At 63.6% G+C, this 24,537-nt stretch carries 22 protein-coding genes and 1 pseudogene; 13 read left to right on the forward strand and 10 right to left on the reverse strand.

The window, feature by feature from the left end:
• Positions 1 to 184 precede the first annotated feature (184 nt).
• On the forward strand, positions 185 to 457 hold the full coding sequence (locus AB4Z46_RS15405) for a hypothetical protein (RefSeq protein ID WP_442284381.1): 273 nt from the start codon (positions 185 to 187) through the stop codon (positions 455 to 457).
• A 482-nt stretch (positions 458 to 939) separates the two neighbouring features.
• On the opposite strand, the gene AB4Z46_RS15410 is transcribed toward AB4Z46_RS15405, so the two are convergent.
• Positions 940 to 1,854, reverse strand: coding sequence for an enoyl-CoA hydratase (locus AB4Z46_RS15410; protein ID WP_442284382.1), 915 nt, complete (start codon positions 1,852 to 1,854; stop codon positions 940 to 942).
• 16 nt (positions 1,855 to 1,870) lie between these two features.
• A complete protein-coding gene (locus AB4Z46_RS15415; protein WP_442284383.1) occupies positions 1,871 to 2,923 on the reverse strand; it encodes a polysaccharide deacetylase family protein in 1,053 nt (350 codons plus the stop codon).
• 108 nt (positions 2,924 to 3,031) lie between these two features.
• On the opposite strand from AB4Z46_RS15415, the gene AB4Z46_RS15420 reads away from it, so the two are divergent.
• From AB4Z46_RS15420 to AB4Z46_RS15445, 6 genes are all read left to right on the forward strand, one after another.
• Positions 3,032 to 3,991, forward strand: coding sequence for a LysR family transcriptional regulator (locus AB4Z46_RS15420; RefSeq protein WP_442284384.1), 960 nt, complete (start codon positions 3,032 to 3,034; stop codon positions 3,989 to 3,991).
• 130 nt (positions 3,992 to 4,121) lie between these two features.
• The gene (locus AB4Z46_RS15425) at positions 4,122 to 5,096 is read left to right on the forward strand and encodes a Bug family tripartite tricarboxylate transporter substrate binding protein (protein ID WP_442284385.1); all 975 of its coding nucleotides are present in this window, start codon (positions 4,122 to 4,124) and stop codon (positions 5,094 to 5,096) included.
• Positions 5,097 to 5,120: 24 nt separating this feature from the next.
• Positions 5,121 to 6,668, forward strand: coding sequence for an AMP-binding protein (locus AB4Z46_RS15430; RefSeq protein WP_442284386.1), 1,548 nt, complete (start codon positions 5,121 to 5,123; stop codon positions 6,666 to 6,668).
• 178 nt (positions 6,669 to 6,846) lie between these two features.
• Complete coding sequence (locus tag AB4Z46_RS15435) at positions 6,847 to 8,034, forward strand: CaiB/BaiF CoA transferase family protein (protein WP_442284387.1); 1,188 nt, start codon at positions 6,847 to 6,849, stop codon at positions 8,032 to 8,034.
• Between the two features lies 1 nt (position 8,035).
• Complete coding sequence (locus AB4Z46_RS15440) at positions 8,036 to 8,875, forward strand: HpcH/HpaI aldolase/citrate lyase family protein (protein WP_442284388.1); 840 nt, start codon at positions 8,036 to 8,038, stop codon at positions 8,873 to 8,875.
• A gap of 23 nt (positions 8,876 to 8,898) precedes the next feature.
• Positions 8,899 to 9,210, forward strand: coding sequence for a DUF6953 family protein (locus tag AB4Z46_RS15445; RefSeq protein ID WP_442284389.1), 312 nt, complete (start codon positions 8,899 to 8,901; stop codon positions 9,208 to 9,210).
• A 62-nt stretch (positions 9,211 to 9,272) separates the two neighbouring features.
• Here AB4Z46_RS15445 and AB4Z46_RS15450 read toward each other — a convergent pair whose 3' ends face one another.
• The 3 genes from AB4Z46_RS15450 to AB4Z46_RS15460 form a co-directional block, all read right to left on the reverse strand.
• Positions 9,273 to 9,530, reverse strand: coding sequence for a hypothetical protein (locus AB4Z46_RS15450; protein ID WP_442284390.1), 258 nt, complete (start codon positions 9,528 to 9,530; stop codon positions 9,273 to 9,275).
• 2 nt (positions 9,531 to 9,532) lie between these two features.
• Positions 9,533 to 9,868 carry a hypothetical protein gene (locus AB4Z46_RS15455; RefSeq protein ID WP_442284391.1) on the reverse strand — a complete coding sequence of 112 codons (336 nt, stop codon included), beginning with the start codon at positions 9,866 to 9,868 and terminating at the stop codon, positions 9,533 to 9,535.
• Positions 9,869 to 10,272: 404 nt separating this feature from the next.
• Positions 10,273 to 12,273: a ParB/RepB/Spo0J family partition protein gene (locus AB4Z46_RS15460; RefSeq protein WP_442284392.1), complete on the reverse strand. Its 2,001-nt coding sequence runs from the start codon at positions 12,271 to 12,273 to the stop codon at positions 10,273 to 10,275.
• Positions 12,274 to 12,807: 534 nt separating this feature from the next.
• On the opposite strand from AB4Z46_RS15460, the gene AB4Z46_RS15465 reads away from it, so the two are divergent.
• A complete protein-coding gene (locus AB4Z46_RS15465) occupies positions 12,808 to 13,491 on the forward strand; it encodes a CPBP family intramembrane glutamic endopeptidase (protein ID WP_442284393.1) in 684 nt (227 codons plus the stop codon).
• Positions 13,492 to 13,828: 337 nt separating this feature from the next.
• Here AB4Z46_RS15465 and radC read toward each other — a convergent pair whose 3' ends face one another.
• Positions 13,829 to 14,329 (reverse strand): RadC family protein, encoded by a 501-nt coding sequence (gene radC / locus AB4Z46_RS15470; protein ID WP_442284394.1) that lies wholly within the window; start codon positions 14,327 to 14,329, stop codon positions 13,829 to 13,831.
• A gap of 608 nt (positions 14,330 to 14,937) precedes the next feature.
• Between radC and AB4Z46_RS15475 the strand changes: the two genes are divergently transcribed.
• Both AB4Z46_RS15475 and AB4Z46_RS15480 read left to right on the forward strand, forming a co-directional pair.
• Positions 14,938 to 15,237: a hypothetical protein gene (locus AB4Z46_RS15475; protein ID WP_442284395.1), complete on the forward strand. Its 300-nt coding sequence runs from the start codon at positions 14,938 to 14,940 to the stop codon at positions 15,235 to 15,237.
• Between the two features lie 28 nt (positions 15,238 to 15,265).
• Positions 15,266 to 15,529 (forward strand): DUF1016 N-terminal domain-containing protein, encoded by a 264-nt coding sequence (locus AB4Z46_RS15480; protein ID WP_442284396.1) that lies wholly within the window; start codon positions 15,266 to 15,268, stop codon positions 15,527 to 15,529.
• Between the two features lie 74 nt (positions 15,530 to 15,603).
• Here the strand turns inward: AB4Z46_RS15480 and AB4Z46_RS15485 are convergent, their stop codons facing one another.
• Complete coding sequence (locus tag AB4Z46_RS15485; RefSeq protein WP_442284397.1) at positions 15,604 to 16,974, reverse strand: replication initiation protein; 1,371 nt, start codon at positions 16,972 to 16,974, stop codon at positions 15,604 to 15,606.
• A 525-nt stretch (positions 16,975 to 17,499) separates the two neighbouring features.
• Between AB4Z46_RS15485 and AB4Z46_RS15490 the strand changes: the two genes are divergently transcribed.
• Both AB4Z46_RS15490 and AB4Z46_RS15495 read left to right on the forward strand, forming a co-directional pair.
• Positions 17,500 to 18,735, forward strand: a complete 1,236-nt coding sequence (locus AB4Z46_RS15490; RefSeq protein WP_442284398.1) for an AAA family ATPase — start codon at positions 17,500 to 17,502, stop codon at positions 18,733 to 18,735.
• Between the two features lie 789 nt (positions 18,736 to 19,524).
• Complete coding sequence (locus AB4Z46_RS15495; RefSeq protein ID WP_442284399.1) at positions 19,525 to 20,418, forward strand: ParB/RepB/Spo0J family partition protein; 894 nt, start codon at positions 19,525 to 19,527, stop codon at positions 20,416 to 20,418.
• 205 nt (positions 20,419 to 20,623) lie between these two features.
• Here AB4Z46_RS15495 and AB4Z46_RS15500 read toward each other — a convergent pair whose 3' ends face one another.
• Entirely contained in the window at positions 20,624 to 20,920 is a 297-nt protein-coding gene (locus AB4Z46_RS15500; protein ID WP_442284400.1) for a hypothetical protein, read from the reverse strand.
• A gap of 65 nt (positions 20,921 to 20,985) precedes the next feature.
• Here AB4Z46_RS15500 and AB4Z46_RS15505 point away from each other — a divergent pair, with 65 nt between their 5' ends.
• Complete coding sequence (locus tag AB4Z46_RS15505) at positions 20,986 to 22,905, forward strand: phage integrase family protein (RefSeq protein ID WP_442284401.1); 1,920 nt, start codon at positions 20,986 to 20,988, stop codon at positions 22,903 to 22,905.
• A gap of 683 nt (positions 22,906 to 23,588) precedes the next feature.
• Here AB4Z46_RS15505 and AB4Z46_RS15510 read toward each other — a convergent pair.
• Both AB4Z46_RS15510 and AB4Z46_RS15515 read right to left on the reverse strand, forming a co-directional pair.
• Positions 23,589 to 24,278: a substrate binding domain-containing protein gene (locus AB4Z46_RS15510; RefSeq protein WP_442284521.1), complete on the reverse strand. Its 690-nt coding sequence runs from the start codon at positions 24,276 to 24,278 to the stop codon at positions 23,589 to 23,591.
• A gap of 39 nt (positions 24,279 to 24,317) precedes the next feature.
• Positions 24,318 to 24,494: pseudogene (locus AB4Z46_RS15515) on the reverse strand (helix-turn-helix domain-containing protein); the annotation flags it as partial.
• Between the last annotated feature and the right edge of the window lie 43 nt (positions 24,495 to 24,537).

Genomic DNA, 24,537 nt, shown 5'->3' on the forward strand with positions numbered 1-24,537 from the left:
TGCAGGGTCCATCCCTGCCTCCATCGCTCCCACATCAATGCCTTCTGGCTGTCTGTGTAGTAGGTTCGCGTCCGGTAAGCCATCTGCAACACTCCTTCTGCCTACGGCAGTCATCAGTGTGTTGCATCGACCGGTTGAATCCGCAGCCAACAGCGGACCTACGACCCCGCCCTCCGGATGAAACATGGACGAAGCACTTCTCGAGAAGATAGACGCCGCCCTCGCTGACTTCTGCCCGATGGCAGCGCAGTCGTTCGAGCCGGCTGTGAGCATCGAGCGCCAACTCACGTTGGTGCCGGAATTCGTTCTGGGCAAATCCCAGGAGGACCGGCCGGGGCCGTTTTCCATGGGACTCATCGCCGTTCGCGAATTCGACATGTACGGGGACCGGCCCGAACTTGCGGCGCTTATCAGCGATGTCCAGGGTCTGATGCAGGCCAGATTGGGGCTCCGCTAAGAGGCAGAATGCGGCCCAGGAGCGGACCCACGCCGAGGCCGATTGCCTCAGTTCCCAACATAGACAGGGGCGCGATGCTTGTCGAATCACAGACTGGGCGGCGGGCTACCGCGCGAGCGGTTTAGTCCTTAGACCAAGAGCCGCCGGTCACCTGTCCGCCGATGAATGACTTCTGTCAGCAAGGGCGGATCGGAGAGACTTCCGACGGAAGCCTTTCTGGCCCTCAAGACGTGATAAAGCCTACGTGCTGACCTGTGGCACTGGCATCGCGAGCCGAGTGGTATAGATCGCTTCACTTGAAGCGAGAGGATCATGGGACCCGTCGCATCCGTCGCTCATCGCAAGCCCAGGTTGTAGGCCGACACTCGAAGCTTTCATTAGGCTGCAGCAGCATGAAAGCGAAGCTACAGCGCACCGACTTTGGAGCCCAGACGTCGCGCGTTGGCGCGACGCTGCATAGCGTGCGCGCCGACATCAGCCGGTCACGAGGTTGTCCGGTCCCCCGTCCCAAGCAGTGCCGGCAAATTGAACCGGACGCGGATCTTTTCGCGAAGCGCTGGATGGATGCCCTTCGGGTCAACCAGCAATCCCCACTGCTGCTTGTTGTGGTGGTGCGAAAGCTGGTGCAGGCCGAAGGCGTGCATCATGGCGTTGCGACGCGCGCCGACATCCTGCGCGTGGTTCACGGACTCCTTGACGGCCTTAAGCACGAAGCTCCCCTTGTTGGCGATTCGTTTGGCGAGGTCCAGCGCGCTTTCCATAAGGGCCTCTGTCGGGAACACCTGGTTGACCATGCCGCACTGCTTCGCATCCTGAGCGCCCAGCCAATCTCCGGTCATCAGCCATTCCTTGGCCTTGCGGGCGCCCAGTTCCCAGGGATGCATGAAGAATTCCACGCCTGCCACGCCGAACTCGAGCGTGGGATCGCGGAACCGGGCATTTTCAGCCGCGACGATCAGGTCGCAGCACCAGGCAAGCATCAGTCCGCCCGCCACGCAGGAGCCCTGCACCGCCGCAATCGTCGGCTTGGCTAGGTTTCTCCAGCGTTCACACATCTCCAGGTAGATCTCCTTTTCGCGTCCATAGAGACCTTCGACGCCGGGCCCGTCGAAAGCAGCCCAGGTACCCACCGTGCGGAAGTCACGCCAGGTTCTGTGGTGGTCGCCACCCATGTCGTGCCCGGCCGAAAAGTGATCGCCGTCGCCTGAGAGGATGATGACCTTGACTGTGTCGTCCTGCGCAGCACGGTCGAACGCTGCGTTCAGCGCATAGGTCATCTCCATGTTCTGCGCGTTGCGCACGGCCGCTCGCGACATCGCGATGTTCACGATGTCCGGCGTGAGGTGCTCGTAGCGCACGCCGTCGTAGGTGTTGGGATCGAAGGATGTGGACTGCATGGAAGTCTTTGCTGGTTCAACGCTGATGGTCGGGATAAAGAGGAATGGGCCGGATCTCAGCTCCCGTGGCGGATGCGATGTGCTCGCGCATGCGTGAAGTGATCTGCGCCTGCATTTCGCCGGGGGCGGGATACAACTTCTCGATGTCTTCCAGGATCGACGGCATCCGGTCAGTGACCGGAACACCCAGCGCCAACGCCCACTTCTCGACTTGAAAGATGAATTCAGGGCTCACACGCGGAGGAATTTCAGCGTTCATGCGGTCGCCCATGGCCTCATCGAGTGAGACGAAGTCGACCGCCGCCGCCCGAAAGCCATCCAGAATGTGCTCTAGGCAGTCAGCGGCGATGGAAGTCCCATGGATCAGCCAGATGTGGATCGGGTCGCGACCGAAGACCGCTCTCGCGTTCGCTGCATGGGTGCGCAGCTCGTGCAGCGCACTCTCGACATAGGCGCGACGTATCTGGGCTGCGTCCTCGGGTGACCCGCGTTTCAGAACCCGACAGTACGCCGCGTTCCAGCGGATATCGTGAAATCCGATGCTCACCGGGATCGGTGTGTAGCCCATGTCCTCCAGCCTGTCCAGGATCGCATCGCATTTGCACGCCGTGTCACCCCAGAGATCCATGCAAAACCGGAAGCAGCGTCGCGGCGCCTGGTTGATATAGCGGGCCAGGTATTTCTCTGCCTTTTCGATGTCGCGCGCGTAGGTGTCCGCATCCAACCAGTTGAGCGGCGGATGGTTGTGCGTGTGGTTGGCGACATGGTGGCCACTCTCCACCCACAGGTCGAAAACCTTGAGCAAGCTCGCGTCATCTTCAATCGGCGCGGTATTGGAGAATTGGTACACCCCAGCTACGCGATGCGCCTTCAATGCAGAGATCATCGCTCGCATGTTTGATGGCACACTGTGCCCGGGAGCCATCGGAACTCCTCGGAGCAATAGCATGTCGTCGATCGTTATAGCGATTTTCAGTCTTCCCAATGGTGAAACGGGCACGTGATGCTCGTGGATGCCGGGGGTAGGATGCATGATTTCGCGGCGAATTTGTTGACGATCGCCAAGCATCGTCGTTACGAATGCGCGGGTCTATTCAACAAACCGAAAGGTGACTTTCAGCATGGAAAAGTGGCGGCAGTCGGACGGTGAAGACTCAGCCCAGATCTCGTCCTTTCGATGGTAGACAGCACTCCGCCACGGCAGCAGGGCGGCCCCAGGCGCTCGGTCCACTTCGATCTCGCCGATCTGCGCTTGATGGTGCGTATCGCTGACACGAACAGCCTCACGCGTGCGGCCGAACAGGTCTACACCTCCCTTCCGGCTGCGAGCAATCGGGTCAAGCAGCTGGAGCAATCGGTCGGCACGCGCCTGATCAACCGCACCAGCAAGGGTGTGACACTGACAAGCGCGGGCCAAACGATGATCAAGCACTCGCGCCTGATCCTGGAGCAGATCGAACAGCTGCGCGGTGAGATGCTCGATATCTCCGAGGGCGTCGACGGGCGCTTGCGCATCATGGCCAGCACAACGGCCATCAGCGAGTTTTTGCCTTCAGTGATCGAACGGTTTCTCGCAGGCCGGCCTCGAACCAGCATCGACCTGCGCGAGCGCCTGTCGAGCGACATCGTTCGCGCCGTTGCGGAGGGCGTGGTTGATGTCGGCGTGATCCTCGAAAACGTCGGCACGTCGGGGTTGGAAATCTATCCCTACCGCACTGACCACATGGTGCTCGCCGTCCCTTCAGGTCACCCACTGGCCAGCAGGCGTGCTGTGTCGTTTGAGGAGACGCTGGACTTCGATCACGTCGGACTCTCCCAGACGAGCACTCTGCACGCGTTCTTGCAGCAGCAGGCCGAAATGCTCAGGCGACACATCAGTCTTCGCGCCCAGGTGGGGAATTTCGAGGCCTTGTGTCGGATGGTTCAGGCGCGAATCGGCGTCGGTGTGCTCACCCATCTGCCGGCCGTGCGCCATGCGAAGTCCATGAACATCTGCATCGTCGACTTGGAGGACGAATGGTCCATTCGGCCGCAGTACATCTGCATCCGAAATTCGGAGGAGCTGCCTCCCTTCGTCCGTGACTTCGTCGAGATGTTGCGCGCAGACGCACGCGATAGCCAAAGCCCTGCCAGCTGACAGATGGCGGATTAAGCTGGGTGAAACTGCTCTTTTCCAATCGTGAATTGCCAGGAGGCCGGCCCCTCGCGATTATGCGGGCCTGGAGGCCACGTGCGCCTGCTGACAACTTCAAGAATTGGAGACGACAATGAATTTTAGACTGGGCGCAAAAGTCGCCATGGCTGCGGCCCTCACCTTGACGCTGCAAACCGGGTTCGCCCAAGCGTGGCCGTCGCGGCCGGTGCAACTGGTCGTTCCGTATCCACCTGGCGGCGTGCTGGACAACTTCGCCCGCCCCATGGCCGAGGCTCTGAGCAAGGAGCTCGGGCAGCCCGTCGTGATTGACAACAGGGCTGGAGCGAATGGGATCATCGGGACGACGCGGTGTGCCAAGGCGCCGGCCGACGGTTACACGCTTTGCATCAGCAATGGCGACATCATGTCGCTCAATCCACAGCTGTATTCGAAGCTTTCATACAACCCAAAGGTCGATCTGGTTCCAGTGGTCCGCATGGCCAACATGGTGGCGGCGATCGTCGTCTCCTCCAGCGTCGGCGCGAAGAACCTCACCGAACTGGCCGCCTTGGACAAGGCAAGTCCCGGCAAGGTCAACTGGGGGACTTTCGGCACAGGCAGTACCTCGCACGTGTTCCTGACCGAATACAACCGTGTGTTCGGATCCCACCTGACCCACGTGCCGTATAACGGATCGGCGCCCCTGATGCAGGCCCTGCTGGCGGGTGACGTGCAGTCCGCGATGCTGGCGCACGTCGCCGTGGCGCAATACCTCGGTTCCGGCAAGCTGCGGGCCATCGCAGTGATGGGCGAAAAGCGCTCCGACTTCTTCCCTGGCGTCCCGACCATCAGCGAACAGAAGTTTGACTTCTCCGGCGAGAACTGGATCGGTATGACGGCCCCGGCAGGCACGCCCTCCGCGGTCCTGGACCGCGTCAATGTCGCGGTCAACAAGATCCTGGCCGATGCCGCATTCCGCAAGCGCAGTCTGGAGGCATTGGGGCTCGAACCCGTGGGCGGCTCGAGGGATTCCTTCGCGCAATATCTGGAGCGCGAGCAGGCACTTTGGTCAGATCTGATCTCGCACAGCAAGATCAGGCTGGACTGAGAACTGATCGAGATTTCCAGCCGTATGAAGCTGCATCAACCTCCCGCCTTCTTCTCCTTGGTACTGCGTGCCCTGCGCAGGTATCCGGACCGCATCGCCTTTCGCCAGGGTGAAGTGGCGGTCCGCTACCAAGACGTCATCGACTTCATGGGGAAAGTTCAGGCAGTGCTGAGTTCCCAGGGGGTTCGCAGGGGCGCGCGCGTCGCGTTGCTGACGGAGAACCGGTACGAAACCTGGTGTGCGTCCGTCGCGGTCCAGGGGCTCGGCGCTGCCACCAGTTGGCTGCATCCGCTCAGTTCGCTGGACTCCCAGGTCTCCCAGATCACCGACGTGGGCGCGTCGGTCTTGATCATCGACAGCGACGCATTCGAAGCCCAGGCCCATAAAATCGCCCTGGCGCTTCCTGACGTTTCCGTTTTCTGCGTCGGAAAAGGAGGCCCCGGTGCCGACCTTCTTTCGCTCATTGCCGCACACGACCACGCCGAACCCATCGAGCGAGCCAGCGCCACCGACATCGGCACGCTGAACTTCACCGGAGGCACGACCGGCCGCCAGAAAGCCATCGTGCGAGAGGCGGGTCAGGTCGCGCTCATGGCCATCGCCATGAACAGCGAACTGGAGCTGCCGGACGGCGTGCAGTACCTGGCCATCGCGCTGATCAGCCATGTCACAGGGCAGTTGATCGCACCGACGCTGATGCGCGGAGGCACCGTCCATCTGATGAAGAAGTTCGACGCAGGGCAGGTCCTGGAGACCATCCAGCGCGAACGCATCAGTGCGACCTTGATGGTGCCTACGATGATCTACAAGCTTCTGGAGGCCCCACTCGAGGCGTTTGACCTTAGCAGTCTCGAGCTGGTCGTCTACGCGGGATCCGTCATTGCGCCGGACCGTCTGCGGCAAGCCATTCAACGCATTGGCCCGGTCTTCTCTCAAGTCTATGCGCAGACGGAATGCACCCCCATCGCGGTTCTGCGGCGCGGCGATCATGATCTCGACGACCCGTCGTCGCTGTCAGCATGCGGCTACCCCATGGCGACGGCCGAGATCGCGATTCTTGGCGACAGCGACGAGCCGGTCGCCGCTGGCGACATCGGTGAGATCTGCGTGCGAAGCCCGTCGGTGATGCAAGGCTACCTGGGGCAGGCTGAAGCCACCCAGGAGGCCCTGGCGGGTGAATGGTTGCACACGGGGGACATAGGTTTTCTCGATCCGCGTGGCCGCCTGTCGATCGTGGACCGGAAGAAGGACATGATCGTGTCCGGCGGCTCGAACGTCTATCCGCGAGAGGTCGAGGACGTTCTGGCCGCCCATGCCGCAGTCGCTTCGGCCGCCGTGATCGGCGTGCCCCATGCGACGTGGGGTGAAGCCGTCGCTGCGTTTGTCGTGCTGCGGGACGGGGCCGAAGCCGAGGCCGCTGATTTGATCGCCTATGTCCGGGAGCGCAAGGGATCGTTGATCGCGCCGAAGCAAATCATCTTTGCGGACGCACTGCCGACGACGCCATTCGGGAAGATCGACAAGAAGACGCTGCGTGCGCCCTATTGGGAGCGGGAGACAAGGCTGATCTGACACGTCGTGGCCAGGCATTTCGTGACCCTGGGTGCACCGAAACCGGCCCAGGCGGCCGCTCCGCCGTCCCTAACGCGAGCCGACGCTTGTAGCAAGCAGCGCAGGTTCGCCTCTCCCATCCGCGCGCATGTTGCCCAGCCCGCGCTGGCGCAGCGCGCATCTTCCGACGCCCCAGAAAATGACCATGCAACGTCCTCTCGATGGAATCACCGTCGTCGCGCTCGAGCACGCAATCGCCGCGCCGTTCTGCACTCGCCAACTGGCCGACCTGGGCGCGCGCGTGATCAAGATCGAGCGACCGGGGACCGGCGACTTTGCGCGCGGCTACGACGAGCGCGTCAAGGGGCTGGCATCGCATTTCGTGTGGACCAACCGTTCCAAGGAAAGCCTGACGCTCGACCTCAAGCACCGGGCCGCGCAGGAGGTGCTCGCGAGGCTGCTCGAGCGCGCCGATGTGCTGGTGCAGAACGTCGCCCCTGGCGCCGCAGCGCGGCTCGGCCTCTCGTACGAAGCGCTGCACCCGAGGCACCCAGGCCTTGTCGTGTGCGACATCTCGGGATATGGCGACAACGGTCCCTACCGCGATCGCAAGGCCTATGACCTCCTGATCCAGAGTGAAGCTGGCTTTCTCAGCGTGACCGGTTCCCCGGACGAGCCGGCAAAGGCAGGTTGCTCGGTGGCGGACATAGCGGCGGGCATGTATGCCTACAGCTCGATCCTCGCGGCCCTGCTTCAGCGCTCGCGCACCGGGCAGGGCATCCGCATCGACGTGTCGATGCTCGAGAGCATGGCCGAGTGGATGAGCTACCCGCTCTATTACGCTTTCGAGGGCGCCCCGCCGCCGCCGCGCGCGGGCGCCTCGCACGCCACGATCTACCCCTACGGACCGTTCGAGGCTGGAGACGGACGCACGGTCATGCTGGGCCTGCAGAACGAGCGCGAGTGGGTGCAATTCTGCGAGAAGGTCCTGCGCCAGCCCGAGCTTGCCCAGGACGAGCGCTTCGCCTCCAATTCACGCCGCCACGCCGAACGCGACGTGCTCAAGCTGGTGATTCTTCGGGCCTTTTCGGTGCTCACCGCCGACGAAGTCTCCCGCCGCCTCGACGACGCGCAGATCGCCAACGCACGCATGAACACGCTCGCCGACCTGTGGGCCCATCCGCAGCTCAGGGCGCGCAACCGCTGGCGCGAAGTGGGTACGCCAGTTGGCCCGATCCCCGCGTTGCTGCCGCCGGGCCACACCGACGCCTTCGAGCCACGCATGGACGATGTGCCCGCGCTGGGCCAGCACACCGACTCGATCTTGCGCGAGATGGGGTGGGACGACACACGCATTGCGGCGATGCATGCCGAGAAGGTCGTCTGAAATGAACGTCAGACACCCGGCTGCTCTTGCGCGCAGTCTTCTCTTCGTGCCCGGGCATCAGAGCGACCTCTTCCACAAGGCCCTCACGAGCGGCACCGACCTCGTCGTCGTCGACCTGGAAGACGCCGTGCCACCGGGGGACAAGCCGTTGGCCCGCGCCGCTGTCGGCGAATGGCTCGCGAAGGCGCCGGGGCTCGACGCGGTGGCCGTCCGGCTGAATTCGCCTGCAGTGGACGCCGGTCGCGAAGACCTCGCCTGGCTCGCGAGCCTCGCGCATCGGCCTGCCACCCTGATCGTGTCGAAAGCAGAATCTGCGCACGACCTCGCGCAAGTTGGCGCGGTTGCGCCCGATGTCGGGCTCGTGCCCCTGGTGGAAAGTGCGGTCGGCCATGCGGCGCTGGATGAGATGGCGCGCGCGCCAGGCGTCCTGCGCCTTGCCTTCGGTCACCTGGATTTCATGGCCGACACGGGCATCGCAGCCGGCGAGGACGAACACGAGCTCGCGCCCATGCGCTTTGCCATCGCGATGGCGACCGCGCGCGCGGGCCTCGCGCCAGCCATCGACGGCGTGACGACAGACCTCGACAACGAAGAGCGGCTCGCGCGCGACGTCAAGCGCGCGGTTGCCTTCGGCTTCGGCGGCAAGCTGTGCATCCACCCCCGTCAAGTGGGCGGTGTGCATGCGGCGCTCGCGCCCAGCGCCGAACTCGCGGACTGGGCGAGGCGCGTCCTGGACCGCGATCGCGCGGCCGGCGGCAAGCCGTTTCGCCTCTTCGGACGGATGGTAGATACGCCCGTGGTGCTGCAGGCACGAAAGGTGTTGGCTCGTTGTGACAGGTAGACGCAGGCCGAGCCGCAGAGGCATTGCTTCGTGAGAATGCAGACGGGAACATCGTGCTAGGTAACGAGGTCCTATCCGCGTTCAAGAAGATTTCAGCCAACGCGGTGTGGATCAAACCCGACCGTTATTGGCGCTGGCGGGTGGACGAGGACGAACCGGGCCGGGAGCAGCGCGGGTGGCGTTTTGTGGCCGAGCTCTGCTTCAGCCGATGGACAAGCAGCGTGGCAGCTTTCGCTGCACAGACGGCGTTCAGGTCCACGATGCCGAGTGACGGCTCAGAGCCCACACCAGGCATCCCCTCTTATCCGAAGCGGCCGTTCAGAGCCACCCGATGAGCCTGCGGCGTTTCCCCTCGCGCGACAGGCTCTCGCATCACTTCGTCGCGGCGCCCACAACGCTATCGGCCGAGAAAGCGGTCGAGCAGCCCACTGCGGAAGATGCCCAGGATGCTGGTGGCGGTGAAGCCCGCCTGCTGTGTCAGCAGCCCCCAATGCCGGCCGCCGATGGCGAAGCCGAGCATGCAGAAGTTGGCGATGAGGAACGCGACCCAGCCGTAGCGCGACAGCCTCGAATTCGTCGCCAGCATCAGTGCCCCGACGAGCCCGAGGACCGAGCCCGACCACTCGAGCGCTTCCGGGGAGATGAACAGGTGCAAGGTCATCGCCGGGCCCCCGACGAGCAGTTGCTCGAAACAGGAGCCCGCGCAGAGACGTCAGAGCCGCGCGGATACGCCGGCGTGGAAACGCACCCAAGCTCGTGCGGGCCGGCCAGGCGGGCATCGAAGCGCGCAGAGCGCGGCGCAGGCGGAAACAGGTCGCGCCTGGCAACGGCGATCGCTGCCTCCCGGGTGCGAGCTCGCACGTAGGCCATCTGCTTGTAGCTGGGCCGCTTGGCCGGGCCGGCCACGACGTGGACGGCCCACTTCTTCCACTCGCGAGCGGACCAGTATGCGATCCCGTCCGCCTCGTCCTGAAAGATCAGCCGGCGGTTCATGCCCGCCCCCTGGCGCCCTTGGACGAAGGATGGGCTGTCCCGGCCACCTGCGCCGCCGAAGGCGGCATCAATGGATTCAGATCCTCCGCGCGAGTGCGCGGCGCGACGGCGAAGATCTGCACTAGCGACGTTACGGTTGGCTCGGTGCGGAATGCGCGATCACGGTCGCCCTCCTCGAACTTGTACGGCTGAACGCCACACCATCGGTGCAGCGTCGTCGGGAAATCTCGTGAGTACCGGACGCTGAACGGCACGGTGGACGAACGGGCACAAGCGTGTGCTTCGGCTGGAAGAAGCATCGGCTGTTGATTCATGTTGCTGGTCTCTGAAGAAGGGGGAACTGGCTCGCGGAAAGCCGCGAGTCGAGGAAGCAGCCGGGACGTCGCTACCGTCCCGGCGCCCTATCACTGCGCGGTTTCCACGGCCTTCCGCTTGAGCGGCGCCGGCAGCCAACGCGTGCCCTCCAACTTCGCGGCGCAGTAGGCAACCGCCTCGCCCTTCTTCATGCCCGCAACGGGCTTGGCCACCTCGGCACCGCAGGCCTCGGTTACCGCTTCGATCAGCTGCGCCTTCGACACGCTTTCAAGGTACTTGGCCGGCGTCGGCGTCCACCAGTCGGCCATGTCGAGGCCCAAGGCCTCGGCGAGAGCATCGGAATCGTCGTAGCTCGTGCGCTCCCGGCCGTGCATCGCGTCCAGTGCGCTGGCCGTGCAGAACGCGAGCAACTCCATGAGGGTGGCGTCGTCCTGCTTGATGAACCATCCGAGCGTCGAGGCCGCGCCGTCGCCGCCCGGCAGGCGGTCGCCCCAACGGGACTGCGCCTTGTCCATCACGCTGGCTGCTTGCGATTCGCCGTACCCGGTTGCACGCGTGCTGAGGTGCGTGTTGCAGGTGAGCTGGGCGCTGACCTTCAACGGACTGGAAGAATGGAAGTAGCCGCTGGCGAAGATCGGCCCCGCCTGCTTGTGAACCACCAGGGCCAAGGCCACATGGGCGTTGTCCATCAACGCGGCTTGAAGCGCGGCGGTGCGATGAGCGGTGAGATCGTGCATCAGGCGCTCGGAGAACTCGCCACGCTCGCCCTTCGCCGGCGTGCCGCTTTGCAGGTGCGCCGGCACCGCCCTGCCCGCCTTCTTCAACTCGGCGACCAGCGCCTTCTTGTCCTGCGCCCGCATCAGTCCGCGCGTGACCTCGATGCGACCGTCGTGCGACATTGTGACAATGACACCGCAGGAAGCAATCTGCTTGGCACTCCACTCGGCCAGCGAGGCGTGCAGCAGCGAGATGCTCTCGCGAATCTGCTCGGCGTCCGCTTCAGCCTTCTCGATTCGCACTGCGAGCGCCTCCCCTTCCTCGCTGTCTTCTTCGACGGCATCCCATTCCCGATTCAAGGCTGCAATCGCCGCGCGCGCGTCCTCGGCCAAGGCCTTCCATACCTCCATCCCCTGCGCTTGCTCATCGGTCATCTTGCGCGCCCTGGGCCGCTCACGATCGAAGCCGTTCATCGTCGCGTAGTCCACCCGCAGATGGGCCTCTACCCAGGACCAGCCGGCCGCGCGCTCCACCTCTGCCGCCTCTTCCAACCGGGCCAACGCAAGCTTCTGAACCAATGCGCCGTCCTGCAACCAGCATTCATCGGTAGACACGGAGAACAGGTCGCGCCGAACGATCCCGCCCTCAGCCTCGTAGGCCTCGATCCCCACAAACTTGGCGAGCGCGCTGTCCCCTTGAACTTCATCGTCGTTCACAAGCGCCTGTCTGAGCATGTACGCCGAGCGGTTGTATTCATGCAGCGAGTCCCACCCCGCGACCTGCAGCGCATGATCGTCCACCAGGCACAAGACCTTCAACTGATCCATGTCCACCTTGCCGTCGCGGAACAACTGGATGAAACGCGGCGCGAGGTTCGCGAGCTTCATGCGCCGCTGCACGGTCAGGACCGACACGCCGAACTGATCCGCGACCTGCTTCTCTGTGCGGCCCTCTGCGATCAGCCGTGCGAAGGCCTCGAACTCGTCGGCAGGATGCATGTTCATCCGGCCCGAGTTCTCTGCCATCGAGATCGCGACGGCGCGGTCGGACTCGTACAGTCGGCAGTCGATGCCTTGGTCTTGGGCGAAGTAGCCCTCTGCTGCCAGAGAGAGACATGCGGCCAACCGCCGACCGCCCGCGTCCACGGCATAGCGGCCGTGGCCGTCCGCAGTGACGGACAGTCGCTGAAGCAGGCCCTGCGACTTGATCAGCGCCGCCAACTCGGCAATGCCTTGGTCGCTGCGCTGCTTGCGCACGTTGGCAGCAGAATGAAACAGCTGGTTCAGTGGGATGGTCACGTCGCGGCCGGCAGAAGCTGAAGCGACATCACGGGTCTGTGCAGGTGCATCCACGATCGTTGCGGTATCGGTCATACGAATTTCCTTTCGGTGTGTTCTAAAAAAGCTACCGGGTCCCTAGGCTGCTTTGCCCAGCAACCTGGTTTCATGGGCGATTGCTCGGGTCCCGGATTTCGCCGCCGTTTCCCTGAGTTCCCCGCCCGGTGAACTGCTGCGGCCTGGATGACGTGGGAGCAAGGGGGAAGCATTCGTAACGCGCAAGCGTTATGAACACCCCTTGCAGGGCCTCAGCCCGGTCCCAGGGCAGCCAGGACGCAGAGTCACCGGAAGTGGCGGGGAACTCAGGGAAACGGAGAGCACGGCCTATCCGGCACACGCACACGAAACTGCCGCGCGGCGAGCGCCTATGCGGCCACGGGCCGCCTGGTCAAAGCAAGCGCAGCGCGCAGGGCAACCGAAGGGCGCAGCGCCACGGGCGCGGAGGCGTCAGGGATGAAAGCCCGAAGGGGCGAGACCTCTGGGCTCGATGCGAAGCACGACAGCGCGCTCCCGGAACGGGAGACGCCATAGCAGCTATCCTGCGCAGCATTTCAAGATCGAGGGAGACCGATGGAGAGAGAGCAATCGATAAGTTCGCGACCGAGCGGACAAGTACAGGGACTAGGCTGGCCCTTCGGCACGAAGTGGTCCCTCATCGCGTTGCTTTTGGGAGTGTTGGGCTATGGACTGACGATTCGGTTTGGCTTCGTCGCAGCCGCCGCAGTCCTGCTGATCGCGTTTGCGGGGCACCGGAAATTCTGCTTTCCCGACATCCGCTTTGTGGGGAACGTCCGCGCCGGCCAACCCTTGGTGAGTATCTTGGCCGTCAGCGTCATCTACTTGGTGGGCAACGGCTTAGCGCTGGCGATCGGGCAACCACGGGAGCCAAGCATAGTGGCGCTGTTCAACCACCTGACAGCCCCTTTGCAAACGGTTCTGGTGATCGGGATTCTTATGATCTTGCCGCCGATCGTGGAAGAGCTCACCTTCCGACACTTCCTTCTGGCAGTACTACCTTTCAAGTCGAGTATCCGGACGGCGCGTGTTGCGATCGTCGCAACAGCCCTCCTCTTTACGCTCGCCCACCGGGACTACCAGTACCTGACAAGCTACGCATTGCTTTTCGCGCTGGGCGTCGTATTCGCACGAGCGCGGATTCGCTCTGACGGGCTCGGGTTGCCAATGGCCTTGCACGCGTACGCTGTCGCCTTTGCCTTGATCTGCGACCAGGTCGTCAAGCGTTTGCAGGGGTAGCCCTCTCCAACCTCGCACCAGGCTCCGGCCATGGCGTGCCTGAAGCCGCCGGCCAACTGAACGTCCATCCGCCCTCCCCTGACATCCGGGCGAAAGGACGAAAAAAAGCCGCCTCGGTTCGCGAGGCGGCTTCAAAACTGCATGGCCGGGGAGGATCGACCGACTTGATCGCAGTCACAGTCCACTATCCATGACGCACTTTTGGCCTGTCCTCAGCCGCTCAGGTGACGCGGGACGAGGATCCGCGCGGCGATATGCTCGGCAGTGCTCCGCCACGAGGGGCCCGCTACACGCGATCTCGTTTCCGAGGAAAGGGCGGCGAAGCCGCCCTTGGCTGCTAGAGCAGCCCACGCTCCGCGAAGGACAACACCGTTCCGCCGGCCACGACCATGTGATCGAGAACCCGGACGTCGACCATCGCAAGCGCGACCTTGAGCGTCTGCGTCAGGCACTCATCCGCGCGGCTCGGTTCAGCAACACCCGACGGGTGGTTGTGCGTCAGCACCAGAGCCGCGGCGTTCAGCTGTAGGGCTGCCTTGATGACCTCGCGCGGATACACCGATGCTTGGGTCAACGTGCCCCGGAACATCTCGCGGTACTCGATGACACGGTGCTGTGAATCGAGGAAGACGACAGCAAACACCTCGCACTCCTCCTGACCCAGCTTCAGTGCCAGGTAACTTTTCACGTCACCAGGCGACGACAAGGCGATTTTTCTCGAGAGCAACCTGTCCATGCCTGCACGGGCAGCCGCAACTACGGTTTCGAACGGCGCAGCCTGATATTGACCATCGGCGGCCATGGTGAAGAGATTTGACGACGTGAGGTACTGAGACATGTGGAGCTCCGGTAGCAGGCGGGATTGCCTGCCTCATCCCGGTCAGGTCGCAGCACAGCAGTCAGGGATCTCGACGGCCCTGGCCGCAAGCGCATGCCAATGCGCGCAGTCCTTGACTGCGAGAACGACCTGATAGCCTGGGCAGTCAAAGCAATCATGACCCCACTTTCACCATCGCAACGCAATCCGCGGTTCCGCGCAGCGGCGAGCCCTTGCCATCCCCGGCCCAAAAGCTGAGCCCAGGAAAGACCCCGGCAAACGCAGGGATCCCGCCTAACCGCGGTGCACAACTCCCCGGAGCATTGCCGCGTGCATCGCGGGGCCGCCGGCGCGCCGCGGGTGTGCGCAGACCTTGACCGCAAGGAGGGCGTAGCAGCTTGAGGGAGCAGGCAGGCATGCCCTCCCCCTCGCGTGCCCCGCCTACTTGCAGCAGATCGGCGGCGATGCGGCACGAGCGCCGTGCCTTGCACGTCGGCGTGTCGCCCTCAAATGGAGGTATGCCCGTCCTAACTCCGGGTCATAGAGTCGTTGCAGGCGCGCAGCAGGGCTGACGTCCTGGGCCGCTTGTCCGAATTCGGGGTGGAACGGCGCTTGCAGGAGACCGAGACATGCTCACCACAGACCAAAAAGAAGCCATCCTTCGCAGGGCGGGAATCGCTGTTCCGGACTTCCCGCCCGGCCACGCGAACACGCAGAAGCGGAATTCGGACCAGCCCAACACGTCCATGTCACCGGAGCAGCGAGGGGCGCAGGCGGCGCGTCGAGTGGCGATCGAACAGTGGGCTGCGACCATCGATGCGTTGTACGTCGAGTACGTCGCCGCCCGGGCCGCCAAGAGCTTGCGCGATGCCGAGGAAGTGCGACAACTGAGCATGCTTCGCCAGGCCGGCCACCGGTCGCGGGCGTGAGCGACGGTATGGCCGCGGCGAAGGCCGCGTGCATGGCGACCATCGAACCCGTCAGGGTTTCACCCACGACCTGAAGGCGCGCGTCGCCGCGGCGCGCCTGTCGGCGACACGCGCGGTGAACCGCGAGCTGATTGCGCTCTACTGGGGCATCGGCAAGGCCATTGTCGACAAGCAACAGACTCTGGGGTGGGGCCAGTCCGTCGTCGAGCAGATCGCGCGCGACCTTCGCGCCGCGTTCCCAGGCGCAGGGTTTCTCGGCCCGCAATGTGTGGGACATGCGTCGGCTCTATGAGGAGTATTCGGGCGCGTCGGTTCTGCGGCAGCTTGCCGCAGAAAGCAGGCTGTGGGCGTGTGGCTTGGCATGCGCTAGACCCCAGGCACACCTCGCTGCAGCGCGAAATCGAGCAGCACGCGATCGCTGGGCTCCTCCGGCCATGTCTCCTGCGCAAGCCACTTGAAGAACGTGGTCGCGGCGATGCGGCTGTCCGGCCCGTCGCGCCGCCAGGCACGCGCGATGGGTGCAGCCACCTGCTCAAGTCGTTCGGCTTCGAAGCGCAAGCGCAGGTCCGCCTGCATGGGTTCGAGCATCTCGGCAAACATTGCGCGTGCCTTGCCCGTACGGTCGTTCTCCCACAGTTCGCGGATGCGGCGAAGCCGATCCGCCTCGGACAACACCGGGGCGGGCGCTACGAGCGCGGGCGTCGCACCTGCTACCGAGGACGCGGGTTCTACGGAAGTCAGCCCGGCGTAGCCCTTCTTCAGCGCGTCCTTGAAGTAGGCTGCTGGCGATTTCAGTGCGGGCATCGACGCGTTGCGCAGCCGCGCATCGACATGGTCGAGGGTGGCGCGAATCTGCCCCTCGTCCGTGGTCGCGTAGAGATCCTGTGCCTCGTCCTGCTTGATGCCAAGCCCGACTAAGCGAGCCACCAGTTCCAGATCGAACACGTTGCGGTTGGGCGAATCGATGTCGCCTAGGCGCTGCTGGACCTTGGGCACCACCCGGAACTGGATTTCCTCGATCTTGCGGCCCCGCTTGTGCTCGATCAGTTCCAGGCCGAACTCCTCGCACAGCGCATCGATCTCGGCGATGGCCTTGGTGATCACGTCGCGCTTGAGGAAGCGATAGTCCACCTCCTTGATGTCGCTGCGGCCGGTAAGGACGGCCGCCCACCACATCACGTCCTCACGCATCGAGAGGCGTCCCGGCGACGTCAGGTAGCGGGCGCCGATTTCGTAGAGAACGGCGGCCGAGTAGCTGCGCATCTGGCTACTCATTTCGAGCAGCACACGGGTGTACTGATGCGGCTTGACCAGCCTTTCCTTGATTTCCTCTGGATAGCGCCAGGTCACCATGCACGGACGCCCCCTACCCTGCTCCTCGATGGTCACGGTGCCGAGCAACTGCGAGGAGACCCAGCGCTTGAGTGAACTGCTGCTGGTCGACCATTCGATCGTGGTGGCCTGCATGTCGCGCAGGTGGGACTTCAAAAGCTCGGTGTTGTTCGAGTTGAACCGGGCATCGCCGATGAGTTCGCTCAGGGCCAGTCGATAGACCGGCTCGTCGACGCCTTGGCGCTGCGAGTGATAGAGGAGCGCGTTGTAGATACGGCGCGACAGCAAAGTAAGGCGCCCGCGCTTCGGCCGAATCGCGATGGCCTCGTTGGCCTTGGCGACACTCTGCTCCTCGGCCGTCGGGGGCTGGCGAGGTGCGCTGCGTGGGGGGTCATCCTCGGCCATGGAGAGAGTAGTCGTTCGAAGGCTTCACATGATGCCCAGGTATTGTGATTCAGTCAATTCACAATGCTCGAGCAATCGTTCCTTGTACCTTTGGAGTTAAACACTTGGGATATTGAAGAGTTGAGAATGGCATTTTCTCAAGCGTGACAAGAGCTTGGAGCGTGTCCTGTGAGTCTTGTTGGGATTGTTTGTGAGATCCAATGGGATTTGGTGTGAGGGCGACTGGGGTCAGGGTGCGTGTTCTGTGAGTCTCAATGGTGTTTGATGTGAGTGGATATGGGGAACTGCCCTGCCCTGCTCGCTCTGCGGTCGATTTGAACGCGGAATCGGGCCTCAAGCCCGGAAATAGAGGTGATGATTCGCTCTGTGGAGGGCGCGCGCCGCCCTCCACGCTCCGTGTACGGCGGTAGTTGCCCAACCATCCTCACAATAGAAGCATCGCCTTTTGCGCTGCAATCGCTGGATATTGTTCATTCGACGGATTCTCATAGAATGGCCAAATTCCGTTGAATGAGGCCCTTCCATATGTCAGTTACCGTCCCGCCAGTCGGTGGAAACCAGGTTTCCACCGACATTCAGGCACCGCCGCGCCAGGTCATCAACATGGCGAAGATCGCCGCCCTGGCAACTCGGGCCGGATCTATGGTCGAGCAGATCCGCGGCCTGCTCCTAGCGCCTGAGGCGAGGAAGATCCCCCCGACCTACTCTACTGCGCAACTGGCGGCCCTATGCGGGGTCGACAAGGCGCATGTAGCCTACCGAATCACCAAGGAGGATCTTCCGTCGGGGCGCCTCACGCCATCGGGCGGCAAGCGCACCTTCAGCCTGGACGAGTTGCGGCGCTGGACCCGTACCTACCGCGGCGAGAAGATGCGGCCTGCCGGGCGCAAGGCGGTGACCATTGCCGTTGGCAATTTCAAGGGCGGGGTTGCAAAGACCACGACTGCGATGATCCTGGCGCAGGGGCTGAGTCTTCGGGGCCACCGGGTGCTGGCCATCGACACCGACCCACAAGGGTCGCTCACCACCCTGCACGGACTCCTGCCCGAGGCCGAGGTGACCGAGGACATGACGATCGGACCGTTGTGTGACGGGACTGAGAACGACATCCGGTATGCGATCCGCTCGACCTATTGGGATGGCATCGACCTCGTCGCTGCGGCCCCCTTTCTGTTCTCGGCCGAGTTCGCCCTCCCCGCGCGTCAGATGCAGCAACCCGGCGCCAAGTTCTGGGACGTGCTCAACGAAGGCCTGGAGAGTGTGCGGGACCTCTATGACGTGATCGTGATCGACACGCCCCCTTCTCTGTCGTACGTGACGATCAATGCGCTGTGGGCTGCCAACGGCATCGTCGTGCCGGTGCCCCCGTCCGGCCTGGACTTCGCTTCGTCGGCGCAGTTCTGGTCGCTGTTGGCCGACCTCGGAGGCAACCTGGACGGCCAGAGCCAGGAGCGCGAGGGGAAGGCCTTCGACTTCCTTCACGTCCTTTTGAGTCGGGTTGACGCAGCCGATCCCGCCATGCCGGCGGTGCGGCAGTGGATCCAGGCGACCTATGGGGAATACACCCTGCCGGTCGAGATTCCGAAGACCAGCGTCACTAGCAACAAGGCGGCCGAATTCGCGACCGTGTACGACGTACAGAAGTACGAGGGTGCGGCCAAGACATACAAGCGCGCCGTCGATGCCTATGACTCGTTCGTCGAACTGGTCGAACAGTCAGTGGTGGGCGCCTGGGCGGCCCAGGGGAGGGCGCAGAAATGAGGTTCGTCTACGACAGTGGAAACCTGGTTTCCAGGGCGAGCTGCAATCGCGCTTGGGCGAAGGGGGGTAGGGCCCTGGTGCGGACTGCTTCGCGCAATGATCGTCGCTTCGAGGAGCAGCGCCGCGGGGCGAGCGCGCCTGGGGGCGTCGTGTGCACCGGACAAACAGGCCGTCGTGGAAACCAGGTTTCCACGACGGATCGACGCTTGGAGTCGTMGGGCACGTGGCGCGTGGAAACCTGGTTTCCACACGGACAGGAAGTCCACCTCCGGCAATCTCAGACCGTGAAGGGCGAGTTGATTCGGTCGCGCCGCGTGCTTTCGGATCGTCGCATCGCGGAGCGGCCCGGCGGGGCGAGCGCACTTGGGCGCGTCGTGCGCACCGAGCAAACAGGCAGTCGTGGAAACCTGGTTTCCACGACGAATCGACCTTTGGAGTCGGCGGGCACGTGGCGTGTGGAAACCTGGTTTCCACACGAACAGGAAGTCCGCAACCGGCACTCCTCGGCCGTGAAGGGCGAGGCATGGTTTCAGTCGCATTGCGCGCTTGCCGAGGCGAAGTCCCGGTCGCGCGCCGTCGTTCAACGAGGTACCCACAATGGCTAGCACCCGAAAGCGACTCGAGGCACTGACCGCAGGTTTGTCGCTTCCCCCAGCCGCATCAGATCCTGCCGCTCCGGCGCCGTCAGCCGCCTCGACGACGCCGCAGCCGCTCGCTGCCGCAGCCGTGGAAACCAGGTTTCCACCGGCTGTCACGGGCCCGTTGGCGCCCCGAACCGGCCCTGGGCAGATGATGGCCTTCCGTGGACAGATCCAGCACGTGGAAGGGGAGATGGCGGCATTGCGCGACAAGCTTCGCCAGTATGAAGGTGCGCTGCCGACCCGCAAGCTCGACCCGGCAACGATCCGTCCAAGCAGTTGGGCCAACCGCCATGCTTCCTCGTTCAACACGAGCGAGTTCGCGGGTCTCAAGGCCGATATCGAACACGCCGGAGGGAATGTGCAGCCGATCCTGGTGCGTCCCCTCAAAGACGAGGCGGGGCAGTATGAACTGGTCTTTGGCCATCGTCGCCACCAGGCAACCTTGGAGCTCGGCATCCCAGTACTGGCGTCGATCTGGACAGAGGAACTGAGTGATCGCGACCTGTTCGCGGCCATGGACCGGGAAAACCGTGAGCGGGCCGACCTGTCGTCATACGAGCAGGGCGTCATGTATCAGCGGGCCCTCGAGGCCCAGCTCTTTCCGACGCAGCGCCAGCTCGCGGAAAGCCTCGGCGTGAGCCACACCTGGGTGCGCAAGGCCTTGATCGTGGCCCAGCTCCCGCCGGCCGTGGTCGAAGTGTTCAGAAGCCCGCTGGAGATCAGCTTCCGCCACGCGGAGCAGATCAATGCCGCCATGGACAAGGATCGAAAGGGTGTGCTCAAGAGGGTGGAAAAGCTGCGCGGCCAGAACTTGCCGGCGGCAACAGTGCTTTCTCGTCTTATTGATGTGAATGCTAACTCACACAAACCCAGAAAAATCGAGATTAGTGTGGAGGGGGCAAAGGCAGGGGTCCTGAGCAGGTCGGCAGCGGGCGACGTGACCATCACCTTGATCGCCGGACTTGCCGCGACCGCCGCCACGGGTGCACTGGGTGCGGCGATCGGAGAGGCGCTGGAGCGCATGCGGCGACTTGRCGCTTGAATCCGTGTTTCTGCACAACTGTGAGAACCGTTGGGATCGCAACCGGCGGCGGAACTCCAGCGAATCGCCTAAATGGCGGACGATTCGCGTGCAGCCACGCAGTACCACCAACATCCAGAAGCCGAAAAAACACCAATGAATTCAACGACTTGAAAAGACCTTCTCGAAAACACGCGCTACAGGTGTGCAAAAATGATATTGATGATTATGTGAAGGGGTGCGGCCAGTCGGAATTCAGAAGGAGAGGCCCCCACCAGTTGCACCCTGCGCCCGCACAAACTGTCCAGTTTTTAATCGGCTTGATCTTGACGCCATGAATGCGGTTCCCACACCTTCCCGACTTGCCCTTCTCGGCGATGAAGAACTCGAGCGTTTGGCCGTGACGTGGCGCGCGCGTGCCGGACGTGGAGAACGACAGGCGTTCGGCATTGCGCATGCGCTGGAAGTCGAGGGCCGCCGGCGGTTGCGTGCCAGCCAACCGCCGGCCCTGCCTTCTTTGCAAGAGCCGCCTTGGCGTTGGTGGAAGTTCCGGGGCGCCGTCCGGCCTGACGACCGGGCCTCCAACCCATGAGGACGCCGATCCCGCGAAAGCTCCACGGTGGGCATTTCGCGTTCATGCGCGCGTTGGCCCAGGGCCTCGATGAGCGCGCCAGTTGGGATCGCTATTTGCGCCTCGAAGGGGAGCACACCGATCTACGCAAGGTGCGCCGGACGATCGCTTGGATCCGGGATGAGTTCGCTGCGGCGGCGCGACGCGAGTGCAGGCCGGGCACAGCGCGGTTGATCCTGCTGGACCCCGAGCGGTTCGCTGAGGCCCCGGCATTGCCGAGCCTCGAGGAGTTCGCGGCCGCGCAGGGGATGGAGGACTTCTCCGAGGCCGAACAGGTCGAGGCCTATGAGGAGGCCTACCCATCCGGCCGGGGAGGGCAGGGAGGCGGGTCGGGGCAACCCTCGCGGCGTGGCCGCGTCATCGAGCGCCAACTGGAGGCGCTGCGCTGGTTGCAGGACTTGGTGGCGCAGGATCCCCGGCCGACGGACAGCGTGGCGGCATGGCTCAATCCGGCGCTGGCGGCGCGGCTCGAGCGGGCCGGGCTGCCCACGCTTGTTGAACTGGTCGAACGCATCAACGGCATTGGTGCGCGTTGGTGGGCGCAAGTGCCGGGGGTCGGTGAACTCAAGGCGGCGCGCATCCTGGACTGGCTTCAGGCCAACGAAGCGGTGCTCGGACTGCGTGTCGGACGGCATGTCGCGCAGCCAAGGGCACAGCTGACGCCGACCACGCTGGCTGCCGTCGTGTCGGCGGCGACGGCGATCCGGCCGTACGAGAAGTTCGTGGTGCCCGCCGAGTTGGATGGCAGGGCAGGGCGGCACCGCGCGCCACAAGAGCAATGCCTCCTGAGGGCCGCGAACGACCATGCGGCAATCGCCGCGTGGCTCGCCTCGAAGCGGCGGGACGATGCCGCGGTCGAACTCACGTCGACGCAGCGGTCCTACCGCAAGGAGGCCGAGCGCTTGCTGCTGTGGTCGATCCTGGAGCGGAAGAAGGCGCTGTCGTCGCTGTCGGCCGCAGATGCGGCGGACTATCGCAGCTTCCTCGCGGCCCCGTCGCCAGCCTGGTGCGGCCCACGACACCATCAACGCTGGTCGCCGATGTGGCGGCCGCTCGAGGGGCCGCTGACGCCGGTGGCGCTGCGCCAGTCCCTGATCATATTGAGGAGTCTGTTCGCCTTCCTCGTGGACCAACGCTATCTGACGCTCAACCCCTTTTCGGAAGTGGTGCTGCCGTCGAACGCACAGCTGCCTTTGGGTTCGAGCCGCACCTTGAGCTTCTCGCAGTGGGAGCATCTCGATGCCTTGCTGCAAGCCTACATCGACACGGAACCCAAGAGGCGTTTGCGCCGAGGCATGCGCTGGCTCTATGCGACCGGACTGCGCCTGACCGAGATCACCACCGTCAAATGCGAAGACCTGAGAAGAGTGGAAGACAAATCCACCGAAGGATTAGCGACCGAAGAGTGGCTGCTCCAGGTGACCGGCAGGGCCGGGCGAATTCGCCAGGTGCGGGTGCCCGCCGAGTTGGTCGCCGAGCTCGGAGATGAACTGGAGCGTCATGGCCTCGAGCGGCAGGTTGGTGCCATGAGCAACAGAGGCATTCATGTCATGGCGCGGTTCGACGCCGAGCTCAACCGTCCCGAACCTTGGTCCGCTTCGGGGCTCTATCAGGCGATCAAGGCCTTCCTGGCATTCGCAGCGACTCGCCTGGACGGAGTCGAGGCGCAACATCTGAAAAGGGCCAGCACGCATTGGCTGCGACATTCGCACGGGTCGCATGCGCTGCAGGGCAGGGAGGGGCGCACGCCAGTACCGATCAAGGTGGTTCAAAACAACCTGGGACATGCCTCGATCGGCACGACCTCCTTGTATCTTTCGATCGAACGCGGTGAAGCGGAAAAGACGGTTCAAGGACTTCGGCGCAAGGCCGTGTGATAGCGCTTCGCCAGTCATATCGCGCCTCCGTCGGTACGTTTCGGGATCATGGCGCAGGCGCATCTGGGCTCCCAAGACCAGCTGACGATTTCCGGACTGCGAACGATCATTGGAATTGATGCGTAAGCGCGCGGTGATGTCATCTTGATCCGCTGAGAGACGGCAGGCATTGTGTCCGCGATGAATGATGCGGACACGACAAATGGTGTGGTTAAGCGGGCCACCCGTCGCAGGCACAGCGCGCAGTTCAAGGCCGAAGTTCTGGAGGCGTGCCGGCAACCTGATGCGTCCGCCGCGACGATCGCAAGGCGGCGTCGCCGAAATCGACCGACGACTTCGCCGAGCAGCAGCGCTTGCTCGAGGCCAAGGACGACAGCAGCGAACTACTCGCCCTCCCGCGAGAAGTGCTTCCTGCTCGGGGGTACCTGGCTGGCTGCGATGGAAGCCAACCACCTGCGCAACGCACCCACGCCACCTCGCTTTCAAGGTCGACGACGGCGCTCTGCCGGCGTTCGAAGCCCGTCTCCATTCAATTGGCGTGGACCCGAAGGAGCCCCGGCCTCACATCCATGGCGAAGGGCACTCGCCGCGTTTCTATGACTTCGACAAGTATCTGTTCGAGCTTCATACCGTCGCGCTGGAGGAGCGATCGCTTTAGGCGCGTAAGGGATACACGTTTGTCCCTAGGCCGGAGCGCCGTGTGCTCCGTCGCGCATGCGAACCTCCAGCAACTCCAGCAGTGCGCGCAGCGCTGCACTGTTGTGCCGGCGCTGCGAGTACGCCGCGTAGAGCCAGATGTCGCGCGGCATGAATTCCTTGAGCACTGGGACAAGACTGCCGCGCTCTGTGTATGGTTGTGCCAGCAATGCCGGCACACACACCGCGCCGATGCCGGCGAGCGCAGCGGCGATGAGGGCGCTCGAGTCGTTTGCATCCATGCGTCCGTAAATCGGGAGGTTGTACGGCTCGCCGTCGACTTCGAATGGAAGGTGCGGCGAGCCGGGGCATAGCGAGTAGGTGAGCACATCGTGCCGTCGCATGTCGTCAGGTGTTTTAGGCATGCCGCGCTTGGCCCAATAACTGGGCGTGGCACAGAGGGTGAGTTCCACGCGTTGAAGGCGACGCACGATCAGGTTCTCGTCGCCGATGCGCCCGAACCTCAAGGCGACGTCGACGCCTTCCTCCACGAGATCGACCACGCGATTGCCGAGTTGGAGGTCAATATGGACATCCGGATAAAGCGTGAGGAATTCGCTCAGTAGGCTAGGGAAGTCGGTTTGCACGAGCCCGTGAAGCCCCGCGACGCGCAGACGACCGCTTGGCTGAGAGCCATGCGCCTGCAATTCGCTCTGCGTCAACTCGACCATCTCCATCAGTGGCGCGCTGCGCTGTTGGAGAAGCCGTCCAGCATCGGTCAGCGTCACCGATCGCGTTGAGCGGTTCAGCAGCCGTACGTTGAAGCGCGCTTCGAGGCTCGCGACATGCTTGCTTGCGCTGGGCTTCGAAATACCTAACTTGCCCGCCGCGCGCGAGAAGCTACCCAAGTTCGCAACCTCCAAAAAGGTCTTAAGAAGGTCAAGTGCGTCCATCAAGTTTCCCAATACGTACAGGAGTCCTTCTCGGCAAAATGCT

The sequence above is a fragment of the Variovorax sp. M-6 genome (assembly GCF_052114385.1).
Taxonomy (GTDB): Bacteria; Pseudomonadota; Gammaproteobacteria; order Burkholderiales; family Burkholderiaceae_C; genus Variovorax.

Excerpts from the sequence above, each read along its gene's own strand:
- AB4Z46_RS15490 (WP_442284398.1), top strand. The coding sequence starts at position 17,500 with ATGTCAGTTACCGTCCCGCCAGTCGGTGGAAACCAGGTTTCCACCGAC.
- AB4Z46_RS15505 (WP_442284401.1), top strand. The coding sequence starts at position 20,986 with ATGAGGACGCCGATCCCGCGAAAGCTCCACGGTGGGCATTTCGCGTTC.
- AB4Z46_RS15415 (WP_442284383.1), bottom strand. The coding sequence starts at position 2,923 with ATGCTTGGCGATCGTCAACAAATTCGCCGCGAAATCATGCATCCTACC.
- AB4Z46_RS15420 (WP_442284384.1), top strand. The coding sequence starts at position 3,032 with ATGGTAGACAGCACTCCGCCACGGCAGCAGGGCGGCCCCAGGCGCTCG.
- AB4Z46_RS15460 (WP_442284392.1), bottom strand. The coding sequence starts at position 12,273 with ATGACCGATACCGCAACGATCGTGGATGCACCTGCACAGACCCGTGAT.
- AB4Z46_RS15425 (WP_442284385.1), top strand. The coding sequence starts at position 4,122 with ATGAATTTTAGACTGGGCGCAAAAGTCGCCATGGCTGCGGCCCTCACC.
- AB4Z46_RS15440 (WP_442284388.1), top strand. The coding sequence starts at position 8,036 with ATGAACGTCAGACACCCGGCTGCTCTTGCGCGCAGTCTTCTCTTCGTG.
- AB4Z46_RS15455 (WP_442284391.1), bottom strand. The coding sequence starts at position 9,868 with ATGAACCGCCGGCTGATCTTTCAGGACGAGGCGGACGGGATCGCATAC.
- AB4Z46_RS15410 (WP_442284382.1), bottom strand. The coding sequence starts at position 1,854 with ATGCAGTCCACATCCTTCGATCCCAACACCTACGACGGCGTGCGCTAC.
- AB4Z46_RS15430 (WP_442284386.1), top strand. The coding sequence starts at position 5,121 with ATGAAGCTGCATCAACCTCCCGCCTTCTTCTCCTTGGTACTGCGTGCC.
- radC (WP_442284394.1), bottom strand. The coding sequence starts at position 14,329 with ATGTCTCAGTACCTCACGTCGTCAAATCTCTTCACCATGGCCGCCGAT.
- AB4Z46_RS15475 (WP_442284395.1), top strand. The coding sequence starts at position 14,938 with ATGCTCACCACAGACCAAAAAGAAGCCATCCTTCGCAGGGCGGGAATC.
- AB4Z46_RS15485 (WP_442284397.1), bottom strand. The coding sequence starts at position 16,974 with ATGGCCGAGGATGACCCCCCACGCAGCGCACCTCGCCAGCCCCCGACG.
- AB4Z46_RS15510 (WP_442284521.1), bottom strand. The coding sequence starts at position 24,278 with ATGGAGATGGTCGAGTTGACGCAGAGCGAATTGCAGGCGCATGGCTCT.
- AB4Z46_RS15405 (WP_442284381.1), top strand. The coding sequence starts at position 185 with ATGGACGAAGCACTTCTCGAGAAGATAGACGCCGCCCTCGCTGACTTC.
- AB4Z46_RS15435 (WP_442284387.1), top strand. The coding sequence starts at position 6,847 with ATGACCATGCAACGTCCTCTCGATGGAATCACCGTCGTCGCGCTCGAG.
- AB4Z46_RS15465 (WP_442284393.1), top strand. The coding sequence starts at position 12,808 with ATGGAGAGAGAGCAATCGATAAGTTCGCGACCGAGCGGACAAGTACAG.